The sequence below is a fragment of the Mycolicibacterium sp. HS_4_1 genome, from assembly GCF_054515875.1.
Genome location: NZ_CM137261.1, coordinates 4912630 through 4934099, shown reverse-complemented (window position 1 = coordinate 4934099; position 21470 = coordinate 4912630). Strand labels below are relative to the sequence as shown.

Annotated in this window: 16 protein-coding genes and 1 tRNA gene; 13 read left to right on the top strand and 4 right to left on the bottom strand. The window is 63.6% G+C overall.

Translation table 11 applies throughout. The features are described 5' to 3' along the window. Positions 1-6: 6 nt before the first annotated feature. Together grcC1 and htpX are read left to right on the top strand one after the other, a co-directional pair. On the top strand, positions 7-1014 hold the full coding sequence (gene grcC1, locus ACX12F_RS23840; protein WP_459366753.1) for a nonaprenyl/(2E,6E)-farnesyl/geranylgeranyl diphosphat synthase: 1008 nt from the start codon (positions 7-9) through the stop codon (positions 1012-1014). 102 nt (positions 1015-1116) lie between these two features. Further along, entirely contained in the window at positions 1117-1980 is an 864-nt protein-coding gene (gene htpX / locus ACX12F_RS23835; protein WP_459366752.1) for a zinc metalloprotease HtpX, read from the top strand. Between the two features lie 378 nt (positions 1981-2358). Here htpX and ACX12F_RS23830 read toward each other — a convergent pair whose 3' ends face one another. Further along, complete coding sequence (locus tag ACX12F_RS23830; protein WP_459366751.1) at positions 2359-4536, bottom strand: SulP family inorganic anion transporter; 2178 nt, start codon at positions 4534-4536, stop codon at positions 2359-2361. Between the two features lie 466 nt (positions 4537-5002). On the opposite strand from ACX12F_RS23830, the gene ACX12F_RS23825 reads away from it, so the two are divergent. From ACX12F_RS23825 to ACX12F_RS23810, 4 genes are all read left to right on the top strand, one after another. Then, positions 5003-5785, top strand: a complete 783-nt coding sequence (locus tag ACX12F_RS23825) for a response regulator transcription factor (RefSeq protein ID WP_459366750.1) — start codon at positions 5003-5005, stop codon at positions 5783-5785. A gap of 64 nt (positions 5786-5849) precedes the next feature. Continuing rightward, on the top strand, positions 5850-7388 hold the full coding sequence (locus ACX12F_RS23820) for a sensor histidine kinase (protein ID WP_459370482.1): 1539 nt from the start codon (positions 5850-5852) through the stop codon (positions 7386-7388). 138 nt (positions 7389-7526) lie between these two features. Further along, complete coding sequence (locus ACX12F_RS23815; RefSeq protein ID WP_459366749.1) at positions 7527-7823, top strand: hypothetical protein; 297 nt, start codon at positions 7527-7529, stop codon at positions 7821-7823. A 49-nt stretch (positions 7824-7872) separates the two neighbouring features. Continuing rightward, positions 7873-8430, top strand: a complete 558-nt coding sequence (locus ACX12F_RS23810; RefSeq protein WP_459366748.1) for a hypothetical protein — start codon at positions 7873-7875, stop codon at positions 8428-8430. 28 nt (positions 8431-8458) lie between these two features. Here the strand turns inward: ACX12F_RS23810 and ACX12F_RS23805 are convergent, their stop codons facing one another. Continuing rightward, positions 8459-9484, bottom strand: a complete 1026-nt coding sequence (locus tag ACX12F_RS23805; protein ID WP_459366747.1) for an NAD(P)H-dependent glycerol-3-phosphate dehydrogenase — start codon at positions 9482-9484, stop codon at positions 8459-8461. 137 nt (positions 9485-9621) lie between these two features. Here ACX12F_RS23805 and ACX12F_RS23800 point away from each other — a divergent pair, with 137 nt between their 5' ends. Further along, a complete protein-coding gene (locus ACX12F_RS23800; RefSeq protein ID WP_459366746.1) occupies positions 9622-11454 on the top strand; it encodes an alpha/beta hydrolase in 1833 nt (610 codons plus the stop codon). 91 nt (positions 11455-11545) lie between these two features. Then, positions 11546-11968: a lipoprotein LppJ family protein gene (locus ACX12F_RS23795; protein ID WP_459366745.1), complete on the top strand. Its 423-nt coding sequence runs from the start codon at positions 11546-11548 to the stop codon at positions 11966-11968. A 3-nt stretch (positions 11969-11971) separates the two neighbouring features. On the opposite strand, the gene ACX12F_RS23790 is transcribed toward ACX12F_RS23795, so the two are convergent. After that, entirely contained in the window at positions 11972-12463 is a 492-nt protein-coding gene (locus ACX12F_RS23790) for a YajQ family cyclic di-GMP-binding protein (protein ID WP_459366744.1), read from the bottom strand. A 114-nt stretch (positions 12464-12577) separates the two neighbouring features. Between ACX12F_RS23790 and ACX12F_RS23785 the strand changes: the two genes are divergently transcribed. The 5 genes from ACX12F_RS23785 (at position 12578) to ACX12F_RS23765 (ending at position 19375) form a co-directional block, all read left to right on the top strand. Continuing rightward, a tRNA-Tyr gene (locus ACX12F_RS23785) sits at positions 12578-12660 on the top strand. A 746-nt stretch (positions 12661-13406) separates the two neighbouring features. Next, positions 13407-14843, top strand: coding sequence for an alpha/beta fold hydrolase (locus ACX12F_RS23780; RefSeq protein WP_459366743.1), 1437 nt, complete (start codon positions 13407-13409; stop codon positions 14841-14843). A 76-nt stretch (positions 14844-14919) separates the two neighbouring features. Further along, complete coding sequence (istA, locus tag ACX12F_RS23775; protein WP_459366742.1) at positions 14920-16161, top strand: IS21 family transposase; 1242 nt, start codon at positions 14920-14922, stop codon at positions 16159-16161. Then, positions 16161-16964: an IS21-like element helper ATPase IstB gene (gene istB / locus ACX12F_RS23770; RefSeq protein WP_459366741.1), complete on the top strand. Its 804-nt coding sequence runs from the start codon at positions 16161-16163 to the stop codon at positions 16962-16964. Before istA ends, istB begins: the two co-directional genes overlap by 1 nt. A 107-nt stretch (positions 16965-17071) precedes the next feature. Then, complete coding sequence (locus tag ACX12F_RS23765; protein WP_459366740.1) at positions 17072-19375, top strand: HEAT repeat domain-containing protein; 2304 nt, start codon at positions 17072-17074, stop codon at positions 19373-19375. Between the two features lie 315 nt (positions 19376-19690). Here the strand turns inward: ACX12F_RS23765 and ACX12F_RS23760 are convergent, their stop codons facing one another. Then, positions 19691-21457: an RES family NAD+ phosphorylase gene (locus ACX12F_RS23760; protein ID WP_459366739.1), complete on the bottom strand. Its 1767-nt coding sequence runs from the start codon at positions 21455-21457 to the stop codon at positions 19691-19693. Positions 21458-21470 lie beyond the last annotated feature (13 nt).

Sequence of the window (21470 nt, the reverse complement as noted above, 5' to 3'; positions counted from 1 at the left end):
GGACCCATGAAGACACCAGCGACAGTGGTCGCGGGCGTGGACTTTGGTGACGCCGCCTTCGCCGCGCAGGTTCGTGACGCGGTGGCGCGTATCGAAGACCTCATGTCGACCGAGCTGGGCAAAGCCGACGAGCTGATGGCCGAGGCCGTCCAGCACTTGTTCCAGGCCGGTGGCAAGCGCTTCCGTCCGCTGTTCACCGTGCTGTCTGCGTCGCTGGGGCCCGATCCCGACAACAACGACGTCGCGATCGCCGGTGCCGTGATCGAGCTGGTGCACCTGGCGACTCTGTACCACGACGATGTCATGGACGAGGCCCAGGTTCGGCGCGGTGCGGACAGTGCCAACGCGCGCTGGGGCAACAACATCGCGATCCTGGCCGGTGACTACCTGTTCGCCACCGCCTCGCGCCTGGTGTCTCGGCTGGGCCCGGACGCGGTCCGCGTCATCGCCGACACGTTCGCCCAGCTCGTGACGGGCCAGATGCGTGAGACCCGCGGCGCCGTCGAAGGCGCCGACCCCGTCGAGCACTACCTGAAGGTCGTGTACGAGAAGACCGCCTGCCTGATCGCGGCATCCGGCCGCTTCGGTGCGACGTTCTCGGGCGCCGGTGAAGAGCAGATCGAGCGGCTCAGCCGGCTCGGCGGCATCGTCGGCACCGTCTTCCAGATTTCCGATGACATCATCGACATCGACAGCGATCCTGACGAGTCGGGCAAGGTGCCGGGCACCGACCTGCGCGAAGGCGTGCACACCCTGCCGGTGCTGTACGCGCTGCGCAGCTCCGGGTCCGCCGCCGACCGGCTGCGCGAACTGCTGGCCACGCCCATCGACAACGACGGCGAACTCGCCGAGGCGCTGGGGTTGCTGCGGGCGTCCGACGGCATGGCCGAGGCCAAGCGCACCGTCCAGCGATTCGCCGCTGACGCTCGCGCCGAGCTGGACAATCTCCCGGACCTGCCGGGCCGGTTGGCCCTGCTCAACCTGGTCGAATACACCGCTGACCGCCACGGCTGACCGCCGATCGGGACACCGCGGAACCAGGTGCCGTCCGCCGAGCGTTGATTTGCAGTGAGTTGGACTGTGCTGAGTACTGACTGCGCTTGGAGGAGGTAGCCGATGACGTGGAATCCCCACGCGAACACCGTGAAGACGTTCGCGCTGCTTGTGGGCTTCTCGACGCTCATCGTGCTGATCGGCTCGTTGTTCGGCAAGAACATCATGTACCTGGCGGTGCTGTTCGCCATCGGCATGAACGCCTATGTCTATTTCAACAGCGCCAAGATGGCGTTGCGGGCCATGCACGCGCAGCCGGTGAGCGAGATGCAGGCGCCCGCGATGTACCGGATCGTCCGCGAGCTGGCCACCACCGCACGGCAACCCATGCCGCAGCTGTACATCAGCGACACCGCCGCGCCCAACGCTTTCGCCACCGGGCGTAACCCCCGCAATGCCGCGGTGTGCTGCACCACGGGCATCCTGAACCTCCTCACTGAGCGCGAGCTGCGCGCCGTGCTGGGACATGAGCTGTCGCACGTCTACAACCGCGACATCCTGATCTCCTGTGTCGCGGGCGCCATGGCGTCGGTGGTGACGGCGTTGGTCAACGTCGCGTACTTCATCGGCATGTTCGGTGGCGACCGTGACGACCGGCCCAATCCCTTTGTCCTGCTGGTTCTTTCGATTGTCGGTCCGCTGGCCGCGACCATCATCCGGCTCGCGGTGTCGCGCTCGCGCGAGTACCAGGCCGACCAGTCGGGCGCCGAGTTGACGGGTGACCCGCTGGCGCTGGCCAGCGCATTGCGCAAGATCACCGCCGGCGTGCAGCAGGCCCCGTTGCCCCCTGAGCCGCAGCTGGCCGACCAGGCCCACCTGATGATCGCCAACCCGTTCCGCGCCGGCGAGAAGATCGGCAAGCTCTTCTCGACCCACCCGCCCATCGAGGACCGGATCGCGCGCCTGGAGCGCATGGCCGGGCGGTAGCGCCCCGGTTTCCCGCCCTGACCCTGCGCCGAGGGCCTTCGCTACGTGCACTTTTGTGGCCTGGGTTCAGGGTCAACGGGGTACTGTCGTCGATTCTTCCTTGGGGGCGTTGGTTACTCGCACATTTGCGCCCTAATTACAGGGTCAACGGACGCCGCGGCTGATTCTGTGTTGACTCTGCTCTCAGGGCCTCCGCCACTCGCACTTTTGCGCCATGGATTCAGGGTCAACGCTGCAGGGGCGACCGGCGGTCCGACGGCCCAACACCACGCGGCGAGCTGCCGAACGCGCATTCCTGCTGCTGTGCATGAAATGACACTGCGCCCAGGGCCTGCCGCTCTCGCGGTTTACGGCCCTGGGCGCAGGATCAACCAGGTTTTACTCAGCCACCTCGATCAGGCGGTCCACGCCGACCGGCGTCACCCGCAGGGCAGCTGCGGTGCCGATGTCGTAGAACAACCCGATCACCTCGAGGTCACCGGCGCGGTACCGCTCGCGGACCAGCGGGTGGGCGGTCAGGCTCTGCGTCTGCAGGGCGACATTGACGATCGACAACTGGTCGACGATGCCGAACCCCTCGTTCGCCGCGGCCTGGGCCACGGGATGGCGGCCCTCGTCGAAGGCGCGCAGCGTGACGTCGCCGTGCTCCAGCCAGGTGTGCAGGTGCTCGTCATGGCCGTGATCGCCGCTCAGCACCGCCGTCATGGCACCGCAGCTGGAGTGGCCGCACACCACGATCGAGGAGACCTGCAGCACGTCGACGGCGAAGGCGATGGCCGCTTCGATCGACGCGTCGGCGCGCCCCTCCGGGATCATGTTGCCGACGTTGCGGACTGTGAGCAGGTCGCCGGGACCGCTGCTGGTGATCACGTTGGGCACGACTCGCGAGTCGACGCAGGTGATGAACAGCGTCTGCGGCTTCTGGGTGTGGACCAGCTCTTCCATGTGCGGGCGGAGCATCGGCGCGGTGCGGCGGTGGTAGGCCTCCAGGCCGTCCATGACGGAGTTGGTCTGCGGCCGCGACTTCCACGGGACGACACCGGACCGCTTGTCGAACGGGGTGAAGGTGCGGGTCGGCGGGCCGGCTGTCGCGTTGCGCAGTTCGGCGGTGCCGTGCTCATGGATCTCGACGGAGCCGCCGCCGGCGATGTGTTGGCGCTTCCACTCGTCGATGGTCTCGTGGGCGGCGTGGTCGATGAAGTCGACCGACAACTCGATGGTGACGTCGGAGCCCGTCGGCACCGCAGCGAGTGCCGAGGTGAGGCGTGGCAGCGACAGGAAGCTGACGGAGCCCTCGATCACGATGCGCCAGTCGTTGCCGGCAATGTGCTCGGTGACGATCTTGGCCCGGATCACGCGCCACACGGTCAGGGCGACCGCCAGGCCGAGGCCGATCAGCACACCCTCGAGTAGGTTGAGGAAGACGACGCCGAGCACCGTGATCGCGTAGACCGCGATATCGCCTGTGCGCCGGGCGGTTTCGATGTGCACCTTTTTGATCAGCTGGCAGCCGATGACGATCAGCAGGCCCGCCAGCGCCGACGTCGGGATGAGCTGTGCCAGGCCGGCGAACGGCACCGCGAACGCGAGGATCCAGATGCCGTGCAGGATCGCCGAGGCCCGGGTTTTGGCGCCGGCTGTCACGTTGGTGGCACTGCGGACGATGACACCGGTGATAGGCAGGCCGCCGATGGCGCCGGAGACGGTGTTGGCCGCGCCCTGGCCGATGAGCTCCCGATCGAAGTTGGTGCGGGGACCGTTGTGCATGCGATCGACCGAGACCGCCGACAGCAGGCTCTCGACGCTGGCGATCAGCGCCACGGTCAGGACACCGGCGATGACGCCGTCCCAGTCGCCGGTGGGCAGGGTGGGCAGGGTCAGCGAGTCCAGCAGCGAGCCGTTCAGCTGAATCCGTTTGACGTCGAACGGCAACAGGACGGACAGGGCCGTCACGCCGACGATGGCGACCAGCGGGCCGGGGACCCGGTTGACCGGCGCCGGCACCCAGCGCCACGCCACCAGCGTGACGATGACCAGCATGCCCAGCAGGAACCCGGGGCCGTGGATGCTCATCAGCTCGGCCGGCAGCTGTTCGATGTTCTCCCATGCGCTGCTGTTGGATTTGCCGCCCAGCAGCACGTGCAGCTGCTGCAGTGCGATGGTGATGCCGATGCCCGCCAGCATGGCGTGCACGACGACGGGGGAGATCGCCAGTGCGGCGCGGGCCACCCGGCTCAAGCCGAACAAGATCTGCAGAATGCCGGCGCCGACGGTGATGGCGCATGTCACGCCCCAGCCGAATTCGGCGATCAGCCCGGCCACGACGACGGTCAGACCCGCCGCCGGGCCGCTCACCTGCAGCGGCGAGCCGCCGAGCGCGCCGGCGACAATGCCGCCGACAACGGCGGCGATGACGCCGGCCAGGATCGGCGCGTTGGAGGCGACGGCGATGCCGAGCGACAGTGGCAACGCCACCAGGAATACGACAAGTGACGCAGGCAGGTCATAGCGCAGTATGGCGCGCAAACCCTTTGCCGGCGGGGCGGTTTCTAGCATGCCTAGGTTTCCGTTCTCCGATGGTTGTCCGGTGGACACATGTGCAGATACGCGGCGCGGGTTCCAGCCCGCGCGCCCCGCCGACGCCATTGTCGATTGAACATGTTGCAGCGCAACATGTTTCATACTCTCTCGGCGGTAGCCGATGACAGGCTGCGTCAATTGCTAAGTGCGAGAGTATTTATCGCCCGACGGGGCCGCAAGGCGAGGGCGGGTACGCATAGAGAACGCAAATTTTCGTGCCGCGCCGAAGCGTTGATGGGTTTCCGATGCTCGGTTAGGGGTCGGTGCGGGCCGTGTCGGTACGCTGGGGATCGGCGGTCCGGCCGGTCAAAATTGCTGTATGGCAACGACTCTCATGCATCACTTCGGACCGATTGAGTGACGTGGGTCATATGCGGAGACTAATATTTGAACTCGGTATGAACACAGTGACAAGTTTCTGTGTTCTCAACACAATGGAAGAATGACAACGATGTCGGTACCACCACGAGAGCGCCATCCCCGAGCCGCAGTGCTCGGCCAGCTGCCGCGCATGGAACGTGCCGACGGATCCCCCATCCGGGTGTTGCTCGTCGACGACGAGCCGGCGCTGACCAACCTGGTCAAGATGGCGCTGCACTACGAGGGCTGGGTTGTCGAGGTCGCCCACAACGGCCGTGACGCGGTCACCAAGTTCGGTGAGATGGAACCGGACCTCGTGGTGCTGGACATCATGCTGCCCGACACCGACGGCCTGCAGTTGCTGCAGCGGGTGCGGGCGGCCGAGGGCTACACACCGACGCTTTTTCTGACCGCGCGGGATTCGGTGATGGACCGGGTCACCGGGTTGACCGCCGGTGCCGACGATTACATGACCAAGCCGTTCAGCCTCGAAGAGCTCGTGGCGCGGCTGCGTGGGCTGCTGCGCCGCTCCAGCCACCTGGCGCCCGAATCCGACGAGGTGCTCAAGGTCGGTGACATGGTGCTCAACGGTGCCAGCCGGGAAGTGACGCGCGGCGGTGAGCCCATCGCGTTGACCGTCACCGAGTTCGAATTGCTCCGGTACCTCATGCGCAACCCGCGACGCGCCATCGCCCGCGCCGAGATCCTCGACCGGGTGTGGAACTACGGGTTCGGCGGCAAGTCCAGCATCGTCGACCTGTACATCTCGTATCTGCGCAAGAAGATCGACACCGACCGCGAACCGATGATCCACACAGTGCGCGGCGTGGGCTACATGCTGCGCCCTGCCGACGCGGAGGACTAACCTGCCCGAGGTGACGCGCGTGACCCGGGTGCCGACTCGAGTGCTTGCCCGAAATCCGGCCAAAGTGCCAGTCAAGGTGCCGTGGTGGCGTCCGCGGACCCTGCGCCGTCGTCTCGTACTCGGTGTCACCTCCCTGGTCACCGTGGTGCTGCTGACGGTCGGGGTGTTGTCGGTATACAGCCTGCACAGCTACGTGTCGGCGATGAGCGACGGGGAACTGGACCGTTCGCTCGATGCTCTCGGCCATTCGTATGACCGGCTCGAGATCAAGCGCGGCGACCCGGCACATCCGATCGATGCCGGAGAGGACGGCCTGACCGCTTTCGGCGGCCAGGCTCCCGGCAATCTCATCGCCGTCGTGCACAAGGGCGTCGTCGTGCAGTCGGCGGTGTTCCCCGACGGCGAGCCGAAACCGGTCCCGGCAGACGTGGTCAAGGCGGTCAGCGGGCAACAGTGGACCAACCTCGGGCCCCGGTCGGTCAAACTGCCGCGGCTCGGTTGGTACCGAATGGCCGGCGAGGACGTCGGAGACGGTGACGTGCTGGTCTCCGGGGTGTCCATGGAAGAGGCCAACAATGTGGTGGCGCGTAAGACGGTCGCCGTCGCCGTCATGACGCTGCTGGCCATCGCGCTGACGGCCGTCGGCACCATCGCGGTCGTGAACTATGCGCTGCGGCCGCTGAGCCGGGTGGCCTCGACCGCGGCCAAGGTGGCGAGGCGCCAATTCGACAGCGAGGACCACCGCATCACCGAACGCGTCCGACCGGAGGACACCGACCCGCGCACCGAGGTCGGCATTGTGGGGGACACCCTCAACAAGCTGCTGGACAACGTCGACAGTGCGCTGGCCGAACTCGCCGCGTCGCACCGTCGCACCCGGCAGTTCCTCACCGACGCCAGTCATGAGTTGCGGACCCCGCTGGCCGCCATCCGTGGCTACGCCGAGCTCACCCGCCAGGACAGCGCCGCGCTGCCGGAGACCACCGAATACGCGTTGGCCCGCATCGAGTCCGAGGCGCACCGGATGTCCGGTCTGGTGGAGGACCTGCTGCTGATCTCCCGGCTGGAAGAGCGCCAGGACCTGGAGACGGACGACGTCGACCTGGGCGACCTGGTGATCAACGCCGTCAACGATGCCGCGGTGTCGTCGCCGGTGCACCGGTGGCGCACCCGCATCCCTGACGTGCCGGTGTGGGTACGTGGTGACCCGTCGCGGCTGCATCAGGTGGTCGGCAACCTGCTGGCCAATGCCAGGGTGCACACCCCGGCGGGAGTGACGGTCACGACCAGTTTGATGCCAGGTCCCGGATATGTGGAATTGACAGTCGCCGACGACGGCCCGGGAATTGACGAAGAATTGTTGCCGATTTTGTTCGACAGATTCGTGCGCGCCGACAAGTCGCGTTCTCGCGCGCTCGGCAGCACGGGTCTGGGCCTGGCCATCGTCTCGACGATCGTCAAGGCGCACGACGGTCGGGTCAAAGTCGAATCAAACACTGCGGGAACGGTTTTCCGGGTGCGGCTGCCGATGATCCGGGACATCGGCGAGTTTGTGATCGTGAGCGAATCGCACGATCCGCGTACGTCCGAGTCGAATATTTGAGTTTCGCCTGAATTCGTCTTGAAGCGCGCGGGAACCCGTATGTGTTCGGCCTGAGAATTCCCTTTTCGGTGATTTCCGTGGTTACGCTGAACTCATTGATTCAGTGCTATCGGCGCTGAATGCGGGAGAGGGAAAACAATGAAGAATCCCACCAAGATCCCCGTCGGAACCGGAATCGTCCTGGCATTGATGGTTGCGCTGGCCGCCCCGGCCGCGGCGCGTCCGGTGACGCCGCCCGCCCCCGGCGAGTCGGCGACCCAGACCATCCATCGTTTGCAGAACGAGGGTTTCCGGGTGATCGAATCCCGGGTCGGCAGCGGATCCATCGACAAATGCACCGTCACCGCCGTCCGGCATGGTCGCGAACTTTCGAGTCAGGGAGGCAGACTGCGTGGCCAGACCACCACGGTTTACGTCGACCTGGGCTGCAAGTGATTTGCCACTGACGCTGCGGGGCGTGGGGCCGAGGTTTTACTCTGAGCGGGTGTTGAGCAGATTCCTGATCGGTGTGGTCGCGGCCGCTTGGGCGATCTCGTTGGTGCCGGGCGTTGCCGCGGCCGATCCGCCGCCCGAGCCGGTGCCCCCGCCCCCGGGGCCCGCCGCGCCGAACCTGAACGGATTCAAGCCCGTCAGCCCGTCGACGTACGCCGGCAAGGACGGCACGTTCTATATGTTCCAGGCTCCCGGTGGTCTGACCTGCATCATGCGCCGCAACGAAGGCGAGTACGGCTGCAGCGGACCGCTGCCGGGGGCACCCGACGGCGCCAACGTGGTCGTCGGCCAACAGGTCGGTGCGCCGGCGTTCAACACCTTGACCGGACCGAAGTACGTCGGGGAGATGCCCGGTCCCGTGCAGACGCTGCCGGCCGGTTCGCGGATCACTTACCGCAACATCACCTGCGGCACCGACGGCACCATGACGGCGTGTGTCAACAGCTTCGACCAGTCCGGCTTCGTGGTCAGCCCGTCGGGCAGCTTCATCGTCAACGAGTCGAATCCGTTGCTGGACAGGCCGAAAGACCGCAACCCCTACGCCAATTGATCGCCGTCTCGTCCCGCGCGCGCTGAGGTCAGAACCCCGAGCCGTGCACCTCGTGACCGGGCTTCTCGAACATCAGGCCGTGATAGGCGTCCTCCACCGTGCAACCGTGGTTGACGACGCGGTCCACCTCGCGGGCGATCGGCATGCTGAGCCCGTGCTTCTCGGCGAACTCCATGATCACGCTCGCGGCCTTGACGCCCTCGGCGACCTGGTTCATGGACTCGATGATCTCGGCGACGGTCTTGCCCTGCCCCAGCTGTTCGCCGACGTGCCGATTGCGGCTGCGCTGGCTGGTGCAGGTGACGATCAGGTCACCCATGCCGGCCAGGCCCGCGAAGGTGTCGCGGTCGCCGCCCATCGCCACGCCTAGTCGTGACATCTCGGCCACTGCCCGGGCCATCACCAGGGCGCGGGTGTTCTCGCCGATGCCGAGCGAATACCCCATGCCGACGGCGATCGCGTAGACGTTCTTGAGTGCACCGGCCATCTCTACACCCACCACGTCGTCGGTGGTGTAGGTGCGAAAACGCCTGGTGCGGAACAACGTCGCGAGATTGGCGGCGAGGTGCTGGTCCGGCATGGCCAGCACCGCTGCGGCGGCGTAGCCCTCGGCGACTTCGCGGGCGATGTTGGGTCCGGCGAGAATCCCGGCTGGGTGCCCGGGCAGCACCTCGTCGACGATCTCGCTCATCCGCATATTGGAGCCCTGCTCCAGGCCCTTGACCAGGGATACCACCGGAACCCACGGCCGCAGTTCCTTCGCCAGCTCGCCCAGCACGTTGCGGAAGCCGTGCGACGGCACTCCCATCACGATGACGTCGGCGCAGCCCGCCGCTTCGGAGAAATCGGTGGTTGCCCGCAGCGATGGGGGCAGCGCCACCCCGTCGCCCAGATATCGGCTGTTGCAGTGTTTTTCGTTGATGTCGGCGGCGGTCTCCTCGGACCGCACCCACTGCAACGTCGGGCCGCGGCGAGCACAGATGGCGGCCACCGTGGTGCCCCAGGATCCGCCACCAAGGACGACGACGGTCGGTTCGCGCTGCGCTGGTGCCATGGCGACCAGGTTATGTCGGAGTGTCCGGCCGGTGGTGCGAATTGGATGTTGTGTCGGTTGGTACCCGCACGCTGTGCGACGATCGGAGGAGCGAGCGCCGAGGGGGTGCGGCAGTAGTGACGGTGACGGTGTCGCGCGTGCGCGCGGCAAAGCCGGGGGCGATGCTCGATGCTGCCGATGACGTGCGGACCACGTCGGCCGCATTGGAGATCGTCATCGGCGTCGAGCGCCGCCAACTGGCCGACTTGAAAGCGAACTGGCAGGGGCAGGCGAGCGATGCCGCGATCGCCAAGGCGCAGAAGCTGATCGATGAGCAGGAGGCCTACCGCGCCAGGCTGGACAAGCTGACCAAGGTGCTGACCGACGGCGGAAATCAGTTGACCTCGCTGCGCAGCACCCTTCTGGAATTCGTCGACACCGCGATCAAACTCGGGTTTTCGGTCAGCGACGATGGCGTAGTCACACCGCAGCAGTGGCTGATCGGGGACACCGGGCCCCTCAAGAAAATGGCGGAGTTCTTCACGACGTCCATTCAGGAGCAGTTGAAGGCCTTCGACACCACCGACACACTCGCTGCCACGGCCATCGACCAGGCCGTACAAGGCCAGAAACCCTCGGCGCCGGTGAATATCGGCGGGCAGGAGATCCAGATTCCGCCCCCGGGAACCAACCCCGAGGACGTCGACAAGTGGTGGACCGCACTGACACCGGAGCAGCGACAGCAGCTGATCGCCCGGCATCCGCCGGAATTGGGCAACCTCAACGGCGTCCCGGCGAGTGCCCGGGACGCGGTCAATCAGCAGGTGATGAACGACGACCTGAACCGGGTCCGTGACGTCGCCAACCGCAATCACGTCTCCGAGGACGACGTCCTCAAGGACCCCGGCCGGTTCGGGCTGACGCAAACCGACGCCACGCGGTTCTACAACGCCCGGCGGACCAGTGAAGGTCTCGCGCACCAAAGCGGGTCCGGCACCGACTCGAGCAGGGAACGTCCGGTCATGCTGTGGGCTTATCAACCGGAGGCGGACGGCGGGCAGGGGCGGGCGGCCATCTGCCTCGGAAACCCCGACACGGCGAACAACACGACGGTGATCGTGCCCGGCACCGGCAGCAGTGTCCATGACGGCTGGCTGGCCGACGGCCATGACGATGCGATTCACGTATACGACCAGGCGAGGCTGGCCGACCCGAACCGCTCCACCGCGGTGATGATGTGGACGGGCTATGACGCGCCCGACAGCTTCACCGATCCACGGATCGCGAACCCGACCCTGGCCCGGCAGGGTGGCGACCTACTGGCGGCCGACGTCAACGGGCTGGCCGCGACGCATCTGGGTACGTCGCACGTGACGGTGATGGGTCACTCCTACGGGTCCACCACGGTTGCCGATGCGTGTGCGGGTAGCGGCATGAAAGTCAACGATGTCGTGTTGATTGGCTGTCCTGGAACAGATTTGGCGCATAGTGCAGCGGACTTCCACGTCGACGGTGGCCAGGTGTATGTCGGCGCGGCGTCGACCGATCCCGTCGCCCGACTGGGTATGGGCGGACCGGGGGCGGCGCAATGGCTGAACGCCGAGCTCGGTAATCCGCTGGGGCCGGTCGCCGGTCTGGGGACCGATCCATCGGCAGAAGGATTCGGCGCCACCCGGTTCCGGGCCGAGGTGGCCGGCGAAACCGGCTGGAGCTTTCACGATCACTCGAGGTACTACGACATGGGCAGTGAGTCGTTGCGGTCCATGACCGATATCGCCAGCGGGCACAGCGAACGCCTTGCGAGCGACGGACTACTGGCCGAAGACCGGCATCGGCCGACCTTCTCGACGCCCGACCACGTCGACCTGCCGTTCGGTATCGACGTCCCGGTGCCTCATGTCGACATACCCATTCCCGGGACCCCGGCATATTCGGATCCCGAATCCAATCGCCCAGGTGAGACGGTGAAGAACGACCATGATTACAAGTAGTCGATATCGCGTCGGTACAGCGGCTGTCGCGTGTGCCCTGATGTTAGGAGGATGTGGCTTGCTTCCCCGAAGTGATCGTCCAGCGCACCCGATGACCGATGAAGAGTCCATGGCCCAAGTCATCAACGCCGGCCGGCAGTTGCGGAAAGTGGCCGGGCTGCAAGACGTCACCGGTGGTGGCTATCTCGAGTCCTGCAATGACGATGGCGCGCCACCGAACCGCGGGTATATCGAGATGAGTGCGCAACTACCTCCGGGCGTCAGCGGCCACGACTATGCCGAGCAGGTCAAGACCGCCATGTTGGCCGCAGGCTGGTCGGACAAGCTACCCACACAGCACATGTACGGCGGCACCATCAACAGGGACGGCGTCGCGATCAACATCGAGTATTACCAAGGCGAAAGTCGGCTCGCGTTCAAGCTCTACGGCGAATGCCGCAACACGACCAATCATCACGGCGACAGCAAGAACGTCGGCACGCACCTGGACAAGGAGTTGAACAGCGACTCGTGAGCGCTACCGGTAGTTGACGAACTGCAGCGCCACGTCCAGGTCGGCGCCCTTGAGCAGTGCCTGGACGGCCTGCAGGTCGTCGCGCTTCTTGCTGGACACCCGGATCTCGTCGCCCTGAATCTGCGCCTTGACGCCTTTGGGGCCCTCGTCGCGGATGAGCTTGGTGATCTTCTTGGCCTGCTCGCTGCTGATGCCCTGCTGCAGGGTGCCCGAGACGCGGTAGGTCTTGCCGCTGGGCTGTGGGTCGCCGGCGTCGAAGGCCTTCATCGAGATGTCGCGGCGAACCAGCTTCTCCTTGAACACGTCGACCGCGGCCTTGACGCGCTCCTCGGTCGAGCTGACCAACTCGATGACCTCATCGCCCTTCCAGGCGATGGTGGTGTCGGTGCCACGGAAGTCGAAGCGGGTGGACAGCTCTTTGGCGGCCTGGTTCAGGGCGTTGTCGACCTCCTGTCGATCGACCTTGCTGACGATGTCGAACGATGAATCCGCCATTGGATTGCCTCTCCGTATATCCGCCCCTGCTCAGGAGCCCGTTTTCGTGTTCGGTACATCTTCGTTGTACTCTGCTACTCGCGCCAAACCGGGGTTCCCGGTGGTGCGAATCCCGGCAGATTGCCCGAGCGGCCAATGGGAGCGGACTGTAAATCCGTCGGCGAAAGCCTACGCAGGTTCGAATCCTGCATCTGCCACACTGATCAGGCCCCCTTTCGAGGGGGCCTGACGTGTTTTGCGCAGACGTAGTCGTCACGGATTGTCACGACTGGCGTCGAACTTCTCGCGCAAGCGCGCGTGAAAGGCTCGAAATGACAGCCGTGTCATTAATGTTGAGATACTGAACACGCTGGCTGAGCCGGCCGCATGGGCCGGATAGGTGGGGATCATCAATCAGATCTACCTCGATGATGACGCGGACGACTCCGCGTAGCGGTTATCAGGACCGGCCCGCGACGCAAGGCGCGTTCCGCGGTTCGAGAAGCGCCCCCGGCGGGCTATGGCTCGTCCACGTCGTCCAGCAACCGCCCCGGATCGACGCCGAGGAAGTCGGCGATCTTCTTGAGCGTCTGGAAGCGTCAGTTTCCCGCTCACCACGTTCGACGGATGGCAAGGACTTGTATCGATTTCCTCGCCCGCTCTGAGGTGGCTTCGTCGGTCATGGTGGCGATGGTTGAGGGGAGTAAATACAGAGATTCATCGGTTCGAGGTCGTTGACTCGTAATTTCCGCTATGCCGGGGGCCTACCCCCTTCCAAAGCGACTACTACCTGGCAACTCGCAGTAGACACCCATGTGTGCCCCGGGGCGATGTCGAACACCGCGCCTGCACGCGCCCGGGTATCTCCGCTCTGCCACTAGTGCGTGGCCTCTGTGTCGACCGCGTTGCGCGCACCCGACACGGTGGTAGAAGGAACCGCTTCAGAGTCGTTCTTGCCTACGATGTGGTCATCGAAATTCCCGAACCGCTCGGTGATGCATTTGTCGGGGCTATCACCGGCCCTACACCAAGGCCGCGCTCTCGTGCCGCTGTGAACGCGCGGGATCAAACGCGATTCAAACGGTTCCGGTTCGACGAATCGAGGCTGAATCTTCACCGCCACCGCGACCAGGACGCCAAGCGCCTCATCGTCTTCGTCCATGGCCTCAATGGCGGCGGCTACCATACCTGGGGCAACTTTCCTCGCTTAGTTTTCGACGACCCAGCCCGGGATCCCATGGACGTTGCGCTCTTTGACTACTGCAGCGGACTGCGCCGACGAATCGGCAAACGACCACCAGTACCCGTGGTTGCCAAAATACTGACCGAACGCCTTCAGGACTTGTCGATCGACTACGACGAGATCTTCATCATTGCCCACAGCATGGGCGGTCTGATCGCTGCCGACGCGCTGCGAAACTACGTCACGCAGCGTGACGAAGAACCCGGTCTCCTTCGTGTACTGGCCGGCATGATTGATATCTCAACTCCGTGGAATGGCTCGAAATTTGCGACAGCACGTATCCGACTATTGATAAATGAGTGGGAACTACTTCAAGAAGACAGCACATATCAACAGGACATACGGAGTTACCTCCGAACGAAGGTTGACTCGACCGGCACCGTCGAAATCGCGAAAGACGCTCATAAGATCCCGATTTGGGCGTTTGTGGGTAGCCGCGATCGAATAGTCGATCGCACAAGTGCAACCCTGGGCATCGACGAACGCCAGATCCGGACCGTCGATAACGGCCATCGCAAGATTGCCAAGCCGCGCCGGCTCAGCAGCCAGGTGGTCGCCCAGGCGCGGAACATAACGGACGGAATCACTTTGCTTCGTGTTCGCATCCGCGACGTGGAAAAGGTCGCACGCAACGCGACGCGGCCCCGCGCGCCTGCGGACCTCGTGCTCGTCGAAATACTCCTGGAAGCGGATGCCAATCACGACTGGCAAGCAATCTACGAGTCGGTGGTGCAATCCTCGGGTTCCCCGCGGGTGCGGGTACGAGATTGGCTGACCGCAGGCGTCGAGTACCCGGCGAATCTGCTTATCTCAGCACATCGTTCCGCCGACCTCGTCGCCTGCCGTGAGATGACCAGGCTGAAACTGAGGGAACTACGGCGTCGCTACGACGCGGGAGGCGCACACGCCAGAGCGATCGCCGTGGGGCCTCTAACGCAACGCGAAGCATCCAGGGCGGCGCTAAGCGCAATGACCGGCATGGTCCACCAGGACAATCAGCAGTTCATGCTCAGGTTCAGCTTCGCCGAGGACGAACAGTTCCGACTTCGACTCAGCGAGGCTGTCGCCGAGATCGTTAACAGGCAACAACTCGTAGTGTCGCAACGAGATGCGTATCCGGTTGCTGGGCAACCAGTGTCAGCGGCGCTTGAAAACTGACCCCCGCGCGGCAACCGAATTTTGACCCCCTGGTCCGGTGACCTGGCTTTACCCGAGCCAGGAGGATCAGAAGGGAATGTTGTCAGTGGAAGATTGGGCAGAGATTCGGCGGTTGCACCGGGCAGAGAAGATGCCGATCAAGGTGATCGCCCGAATGTTGGGGATATCGAAGAACACCGTCAAGTCCGCGTTGGCGCAGGACGTGCCACCGAAATATGAACGACCACAACGTGGTTCGATTGTTGACGAGGTTGAGCCGCGGATTCGTGAGTTGCTGGCGGCGTATCCGACGATGCCGGCGACGGTGATCGCCGAGCGGATTGGGTGGAGCCGGTCGATCCGGACGTTATCGGCGCGGGTGGCCGAGTTGCGGCCGGTGTATCTGCCGCCGGACCCGGCCTCCCGCACGGCCTATGCCGCTGGGGAGATCGCCCAGTGCGACCTGTGGTTTCCGCCGGTGACGGTACCGGTCGGGTTCGGTCAGGTCCGCAAACCGGCGTTGTTGCCGGTGCTGACGATGATCTGCGCCTACTCGCGCTGGCTGTCAGCGATCCTGATTCCCAGTCGCCGCAGCGAGGATCTGTTCGCCGGGTGGTGGCAGCTGATCGCGGGCCTGGGCGCGGTGCCGCGGGCACTGGTCTGGGACGGTGAAGGAGCGATCGGGCGCTGGCGGGCCGGACGCGTCGAATTGACCACCGAGTGCCAGGCATTCCGCGGGGTGCTGGCCGCCAAGGTGATCGTCTGCCGGCCCGCTGACCCGGAAGCCAAAGGGCTCATCGAGCGGTCTCACGACTACCTGGAGCGCTCGTTTCTGCCCGGGCGCACGTTCGCGTCACCGGCGGATTTCAACACCCAACTGGCCGACTGGTTGGCCCTGGTAAACACCCGGCCGCGCCGCGCGCTGGGCTGCACCCCGACCGATCGGATCGCCGCCGATCGGTCCGCGATGCTGGCGCTGCCACCAGTCTCCCCTGCGACGGGGTGGTGCGCCTCGCTGCGCTTGCCGCGCGATCACTATGTGCGGCTGGACGGCAACGACTACTCGGTGCATCCCAGTGCGGTCGGACGACGGGTGCTGGTGCGCGCGGATCTGGATCGGGTCCACGCATTCTGCGACGGGGACCTGGTCGCCGATCATGACCGGATCTGGGCAACGCATCAGACCCTGTCGGACCCGACCCACGTTGAGGCGGCGAAAGTACTACGGCGCAGGCGAATAACAGCCAAGCACACCACGGTCGAACCGGAGGTCGTGACCCGATCACTGACCGACTACGACACCGCGTTCGGTGTGGACCTCGATGGCGGAGTGGCCTGATGGCGACCGCGAAAACCATCCCGACTGGCCGGGATGTCTCCGCTGAAATCGCCTATCTCACAAGGGCATTGAAAGCACCCACGCTGCGCGAGGCCACCGGGCGGCTCGCCGAACGAGCCCGCGCAGAGAACTGGAGCCACGAGGAATACCTGGCCGCCTGCCTGCAACGTGAAGTGTCCGCCCGCGAAGCCCACGGCGGGGAAGGACGTATCCGAGCAGCCCGGTTCCCATCACGAAAATCATTGGAGGAATTCGACTTCGACCACGCGCGCGGACTCAAACGCGACACCATCGCGCACCTGGGCACCCTGGATTTCGTCACCGCCCGCGACAACGTCGTATTCCTCGGACCACCCGGCACCGGCAAAACCCATCTGGCGACCGGACTGGCGATCCGCGCCTGCCAAGCCGGTCACCGGGTCCTGTTCGCCACCGCCGCCGAATGGGTCGCCCGACTGGCCGAAGCCCACCAGGGCGGGCGCATCCAGCACGAACTGACCCGGCTGGGCCGCTACCCACTGCTCGTCGTCGACGAAGTCGGCTACATCCCGTTCGAACCCGAAGCCGCCAACCTGTTCTTCCAACTGGTGTCCAGCCGCTACGAACGCGCCAGCCTGATCGTCACCTCCAACAAGGCCTTTGGCCGCTGGGGCGAAGTCTTCGGCGACGACGTCGTCGCCGCGGCCATGATCGACCGCCTCGTGCACCACGCCGAAGTCATCACCCTCAAAGGAGACAGCTACCGACTCAAAAACCGCGACCTCGGCCGCACACCTACCGCGGCCACCACCACCGAGGAATAATCACCAACCACCACCCAGGGGGTCAACTTTCACCTGCCACCAGGGGGTCAAATTTCAGATGCCGTCGACAAACCAGTTCAGATCGACGTCGACCCAGGAGAGCTGACATGAACCTCGAGTGGCTCGTTGCAATATTCGAACCAAACCTCCTCAACGAAGTTGGCTATTCCAGCGAGCAGTCTGCACTCCCGACGGCTGAATTGGCCAAGGCCATGCAACGCCGTATCCTGCGTTCACCATTCGACGAGGAGATTTCAGACCCCTCGGTGCGCGCCGTCTACGAAACTTTGCTCGGTCATGAGCACGCTCTGGACCGCCTCATCGAAAGCCTGGCCACAGAACAGGTCCGTCAGGACTTGGCGAAGATGACTGCGCTTACCTTGGTGGCCTGTGCGCTTCTCGCCGAGCGAGACGACGTATCTACCTGCCACCGCATCATCATCGACGCCCTAGCATTGTTGACTACGACGTCCCCGTCCGCAGATTTGTGCAGGGCGCTGATCCTGCAACAGCGTGCCCTGCGCAACTACGACATCGGTGAGCCACCTGAGTTTGACCTCAATGAAGTGCGTCGCCTTCTTGAGAACATCAAGTTTCACCCCTCTCCCGAGCTCGCCATCGGGCAGAACACCGATACCTTCCGTGTTGCGGCGCTTGACAATATCGTCGAGGCACTCAATTCGTCGGCAGCCGGTTTCGATCTGTTCGAGCGCGCCCCTGACATGGGATACGTGGGCGCCGACCTTGAAGACGACCAACTAGGTCAGTATCGACGCTGGTTGGGCAGCGTCTACGAGACCACGTTGAGCCGAACCTCCCGGACCGATTACGGGGCAGACCTGTATTTCGAGAATTTACGCCTGGAAGTTCTCGGACACCGCGACGTCTACCGATCCCGCAAGGAACTGGCCACCATGCGCATCGTCGGGTTCAGGCCGGCCTTGCCCGCTGCGGTCGCCGCCGACGGTCTGCGGTTGTTTCGACTAGCCGGCGCGGACTCCGAACTCCGACGGCTCGTTGACGAGCTGACCTTCGCCGGCCCTGCGGGTCCTTTATTGACCGAAGGGCTGCGAATCGGGACTCAACGCACCTCCGAGCGGTCACTCCGGACCGGTGAAATGATTGTCCTCGCCGCAGCCGCCGAGGTGATGCCGCCAACGCAAGCCTTCCAGACGCTGACGCGTGTGTTGTCCGTGATTCGTCGTGGAGGCCCGACGACCGCGCCACTGCACTGGCAGGCCGAGTTCTCTAAGGATGAGGAGGCATGGGCGGCCGCCGCCGCCCTGGCTGGCGCGGCTGGAACTGCAAAGATGCTCGCGCAAGAGCTGCTGGTCTACGCAACACCAGTCCGCCTCGCCGACATCAGTTACGACACCGTCATTGCAGGGGTCGTCCGCGCCCTTGACTGGGAAGACATTACTGACGATCTGCGATCACGCTGGCACAGCCTGTGGTCGAGGCAAGTTCGCGAGCACCCGCAGAGCCCCACTGCAGCAGTTCTGCAGAAAGCGCTCAAACTGGCGCCGGAAGGGCTCTTGAAAGATGATCAGGCCCCTCTAAACGAGCTCGCCGAAAGCATTAACCACTATCTGCGGACCAGCCAGCCAATTCCCGACCCCGTCTACTCGGTGGCCAAGCGGGCCGTACTTGCGGGGCTTGCGGCGGCGGCGAAGGAGGCTTCGGGAGGCACGTTCGTGCGAAGGGTCATAAGTTCCGCGGAGGTTGCCGCCGTACTTCTCACCCAGTTCGCAGATGACGATATCTGGGCCGGGTTGCTCGAATTTCTCACCAACCCACTCGTGGCACGCAGCGAGAAGTCACGCGCGTTCGACATCCTTACGCGGGAGCGACCAAACTTGAATTCTCAGCTGAAAGCGCGCTACGCCAACGGTCTAACTACACTCGTCACCCAGCCAGACCCTTGGGCGTTCGACGATAGCGACGGTCGGCCGGTGTTTGTTGCGGCACTGAGCTTCACCTTTGCGTACGGCATGCTGTCCGATGAGATAGTCGCTGATCATCTCGGTGCGCTTGCGTCCAGTCTGGACGTGCAGACGCGTCGCGATGCTGGACGGTCACTGTCGCTGCTCTCCATTAAGTCAGTAGGTGACTGGATGCTCCCAAAGGTGTACGCGCTCAGTGGTGATTCGGATCCGACCGTGCGGGTAGCTGTCGCCCACGCGTTGGGTGAGATCTGTCGGCGCCCAGATGTCGTTGGCAGCATGGCAATTGAACGCTTGACTGAGTTACTGCGAAGTGGAGGTGTATTCGTGCCGCTGCAAACGCTCAACCAACTGACGACTGCAGCACTGACCGTGCCGCAGATCGATCGCGTAGTCAGGGCGCTCCGCAACGACAGCCAATCTTGGCGTGTGCGCAGACGCGCTGCGCAGTTGCTTGATAACCGCTAACCAGCAGACCCGTGGCGTCAACGTGGCACGACCATCCGGCAGTCACCGCGCACGAATACGCCCCTCAGGCCGTCGCCGAGGCGTTGCCCGTTCGCGTTCGTGACGTCCTCAACCTGCGTGCGGCAGCCACTGAACAGCGACACCAGAGCTACCAAGCTTGGAAGACCAAGAGACAAGGGAGTGACCGTAGCAGGGGCGTAGCCGATCAGCGCCACTCAGACAGAAGTCAACACCGCAGCGTGGACGATGGACTCGAGCTCTAGCGTCACAACAGGTAGAGCCAAGAAGCAGCGTCGCTCGCCGCTCCCGTAGTGGTCAGGGCGGAAGCAAACGTTCAAACGGCAACTGGCTGAGAATTATGTGCATGTTATCGGCGTCGTACTCATTACGAGTTCTGACCCACTCCCAAAATTCTTCACTTTCGGACATCATGCGGACCTTGCAGCTCCAACTTCCGAGGTTTGCGTCTTCGGGGTATGTCGGTCCGGCCGGGCCAAAGATGGCAATACCGTTGGATTCGGTTGTCGTCTTCAAGTCGTGAATGAGGCCGCCGTAACCGGCAGTCCGTGCGTCGGTCGACAGCTTCTGTGTCACCGACCGGTTCATCGTGGTGAACGTCGTTGTGGGCACGCCGCCCAACTCTTTGCCACATTCGGGATCCGTGAGATCTAGGAGTTTCACCAGTTCTTGCGAATTTCGCAGCTCCCACAGCAAACGAGTCGTCAACGCTTGGATATCTAGTACGAGAATTCGCGCGTACACTTCCGATATCGCACCTTCAACGGTTTCCGCAAGGTACATCGTTCCGTCAGCCTTGCCAGGCACTATATCGAACCGCCCTCCGGTTCCCTTTCGCCCGGGACGTTGGGCGAAGAAAAACGGCCCGTGGACTCTGCTCGTAATTCGGTACATGGGATCGGTGTGATCCGTCGTGGGAGCACCGGTACGGCGGCTGAGAAAGGACCCTTCTGATCCCGCTCGACTTCCATAGTACCCCCTGTTGAGTGCCGACTGCAGTGCCGTCAGACTCGGGAGGCGCGGAGTCCCATATCGGTATTTGTTCGGCGCCAACACGCCGATTTCGGCTAGTTTGTCCTTTAGGTCCTGAAATTTTGCTTTATTTTCGAGCCATTCGGCGTGCTGGTCACCTGATGCGGAATCAGTTAAACCGAGCCACATGGAGAGCCCGATCATCGTGTAAAAGTTAGGTTCTAAGGCATCGAGTAGTTCAGCGACTTTTGGATATAGTGTGCCTGTTGCCGGATTGATCTGAATAGCTGGAAACAGATCACGACCGTCCCACCATGGGAAACGGATTACCTCATCATTCGCGACCATTCGCTGCACGTCTGCAACTGCAACGCTCAAGAAGCTTGCGAAATCGTCAATAAGAAATAAGGGGCCGCAACGCCATCCCGATCGCGCTTCAGGGGTGAGTCCTGGTATTGCACTTGTCCAATTGTTCGCAGGCGCCAGGCCGCTGATCGGCGAAACGTCAGCGGCGTACTGGAGGTCCGTTATAAGGTCCAAACTGTCGGACACAATGCCGCTAATAATCTGACGGCGTCCAAAATCGCTGGTGATTATCGCTTCGTAGAGCGACTTTGGTATGTGCGCGCCGTGACGAATGATCTCGGCTAGCGGCCCCGAGCCGTATAGCTCGAGCGAGCCACCAGACCGGACGCTTCGATCGCTAACCGCCCTAACAAATTTCTCAAATGATTGGACACATATGTGCAGAACCGCCGTGTATGGGAAGTAATCGCTGTTGTCGACTGCGAAAACTGCGTGCGCTGCGCCTAACATGGCAAGGGTGCGGTCGCAGGTTCTTGTGGCCAGAACTACGAATTTCCAATCAAGCGTATCGACTGCAGGCTCGATCGATGACGCTACGATCTGAAATAGATTCCTAGTCGCTAGAATTGCATTGCTGGAGTGTTGAAGGAAATTTGGGCGATCGCTAAGGCTATGTGCACATGAACTTTGAAGATTGGTGAATTCCTTCAGCAGTCGCCTCGATAACAACTTCTCCTGTGGTGGCAGGCCGTCGTATAGGTTCGAAGATGCAACAATGGGAGCCATTGCGTTTTAGGAT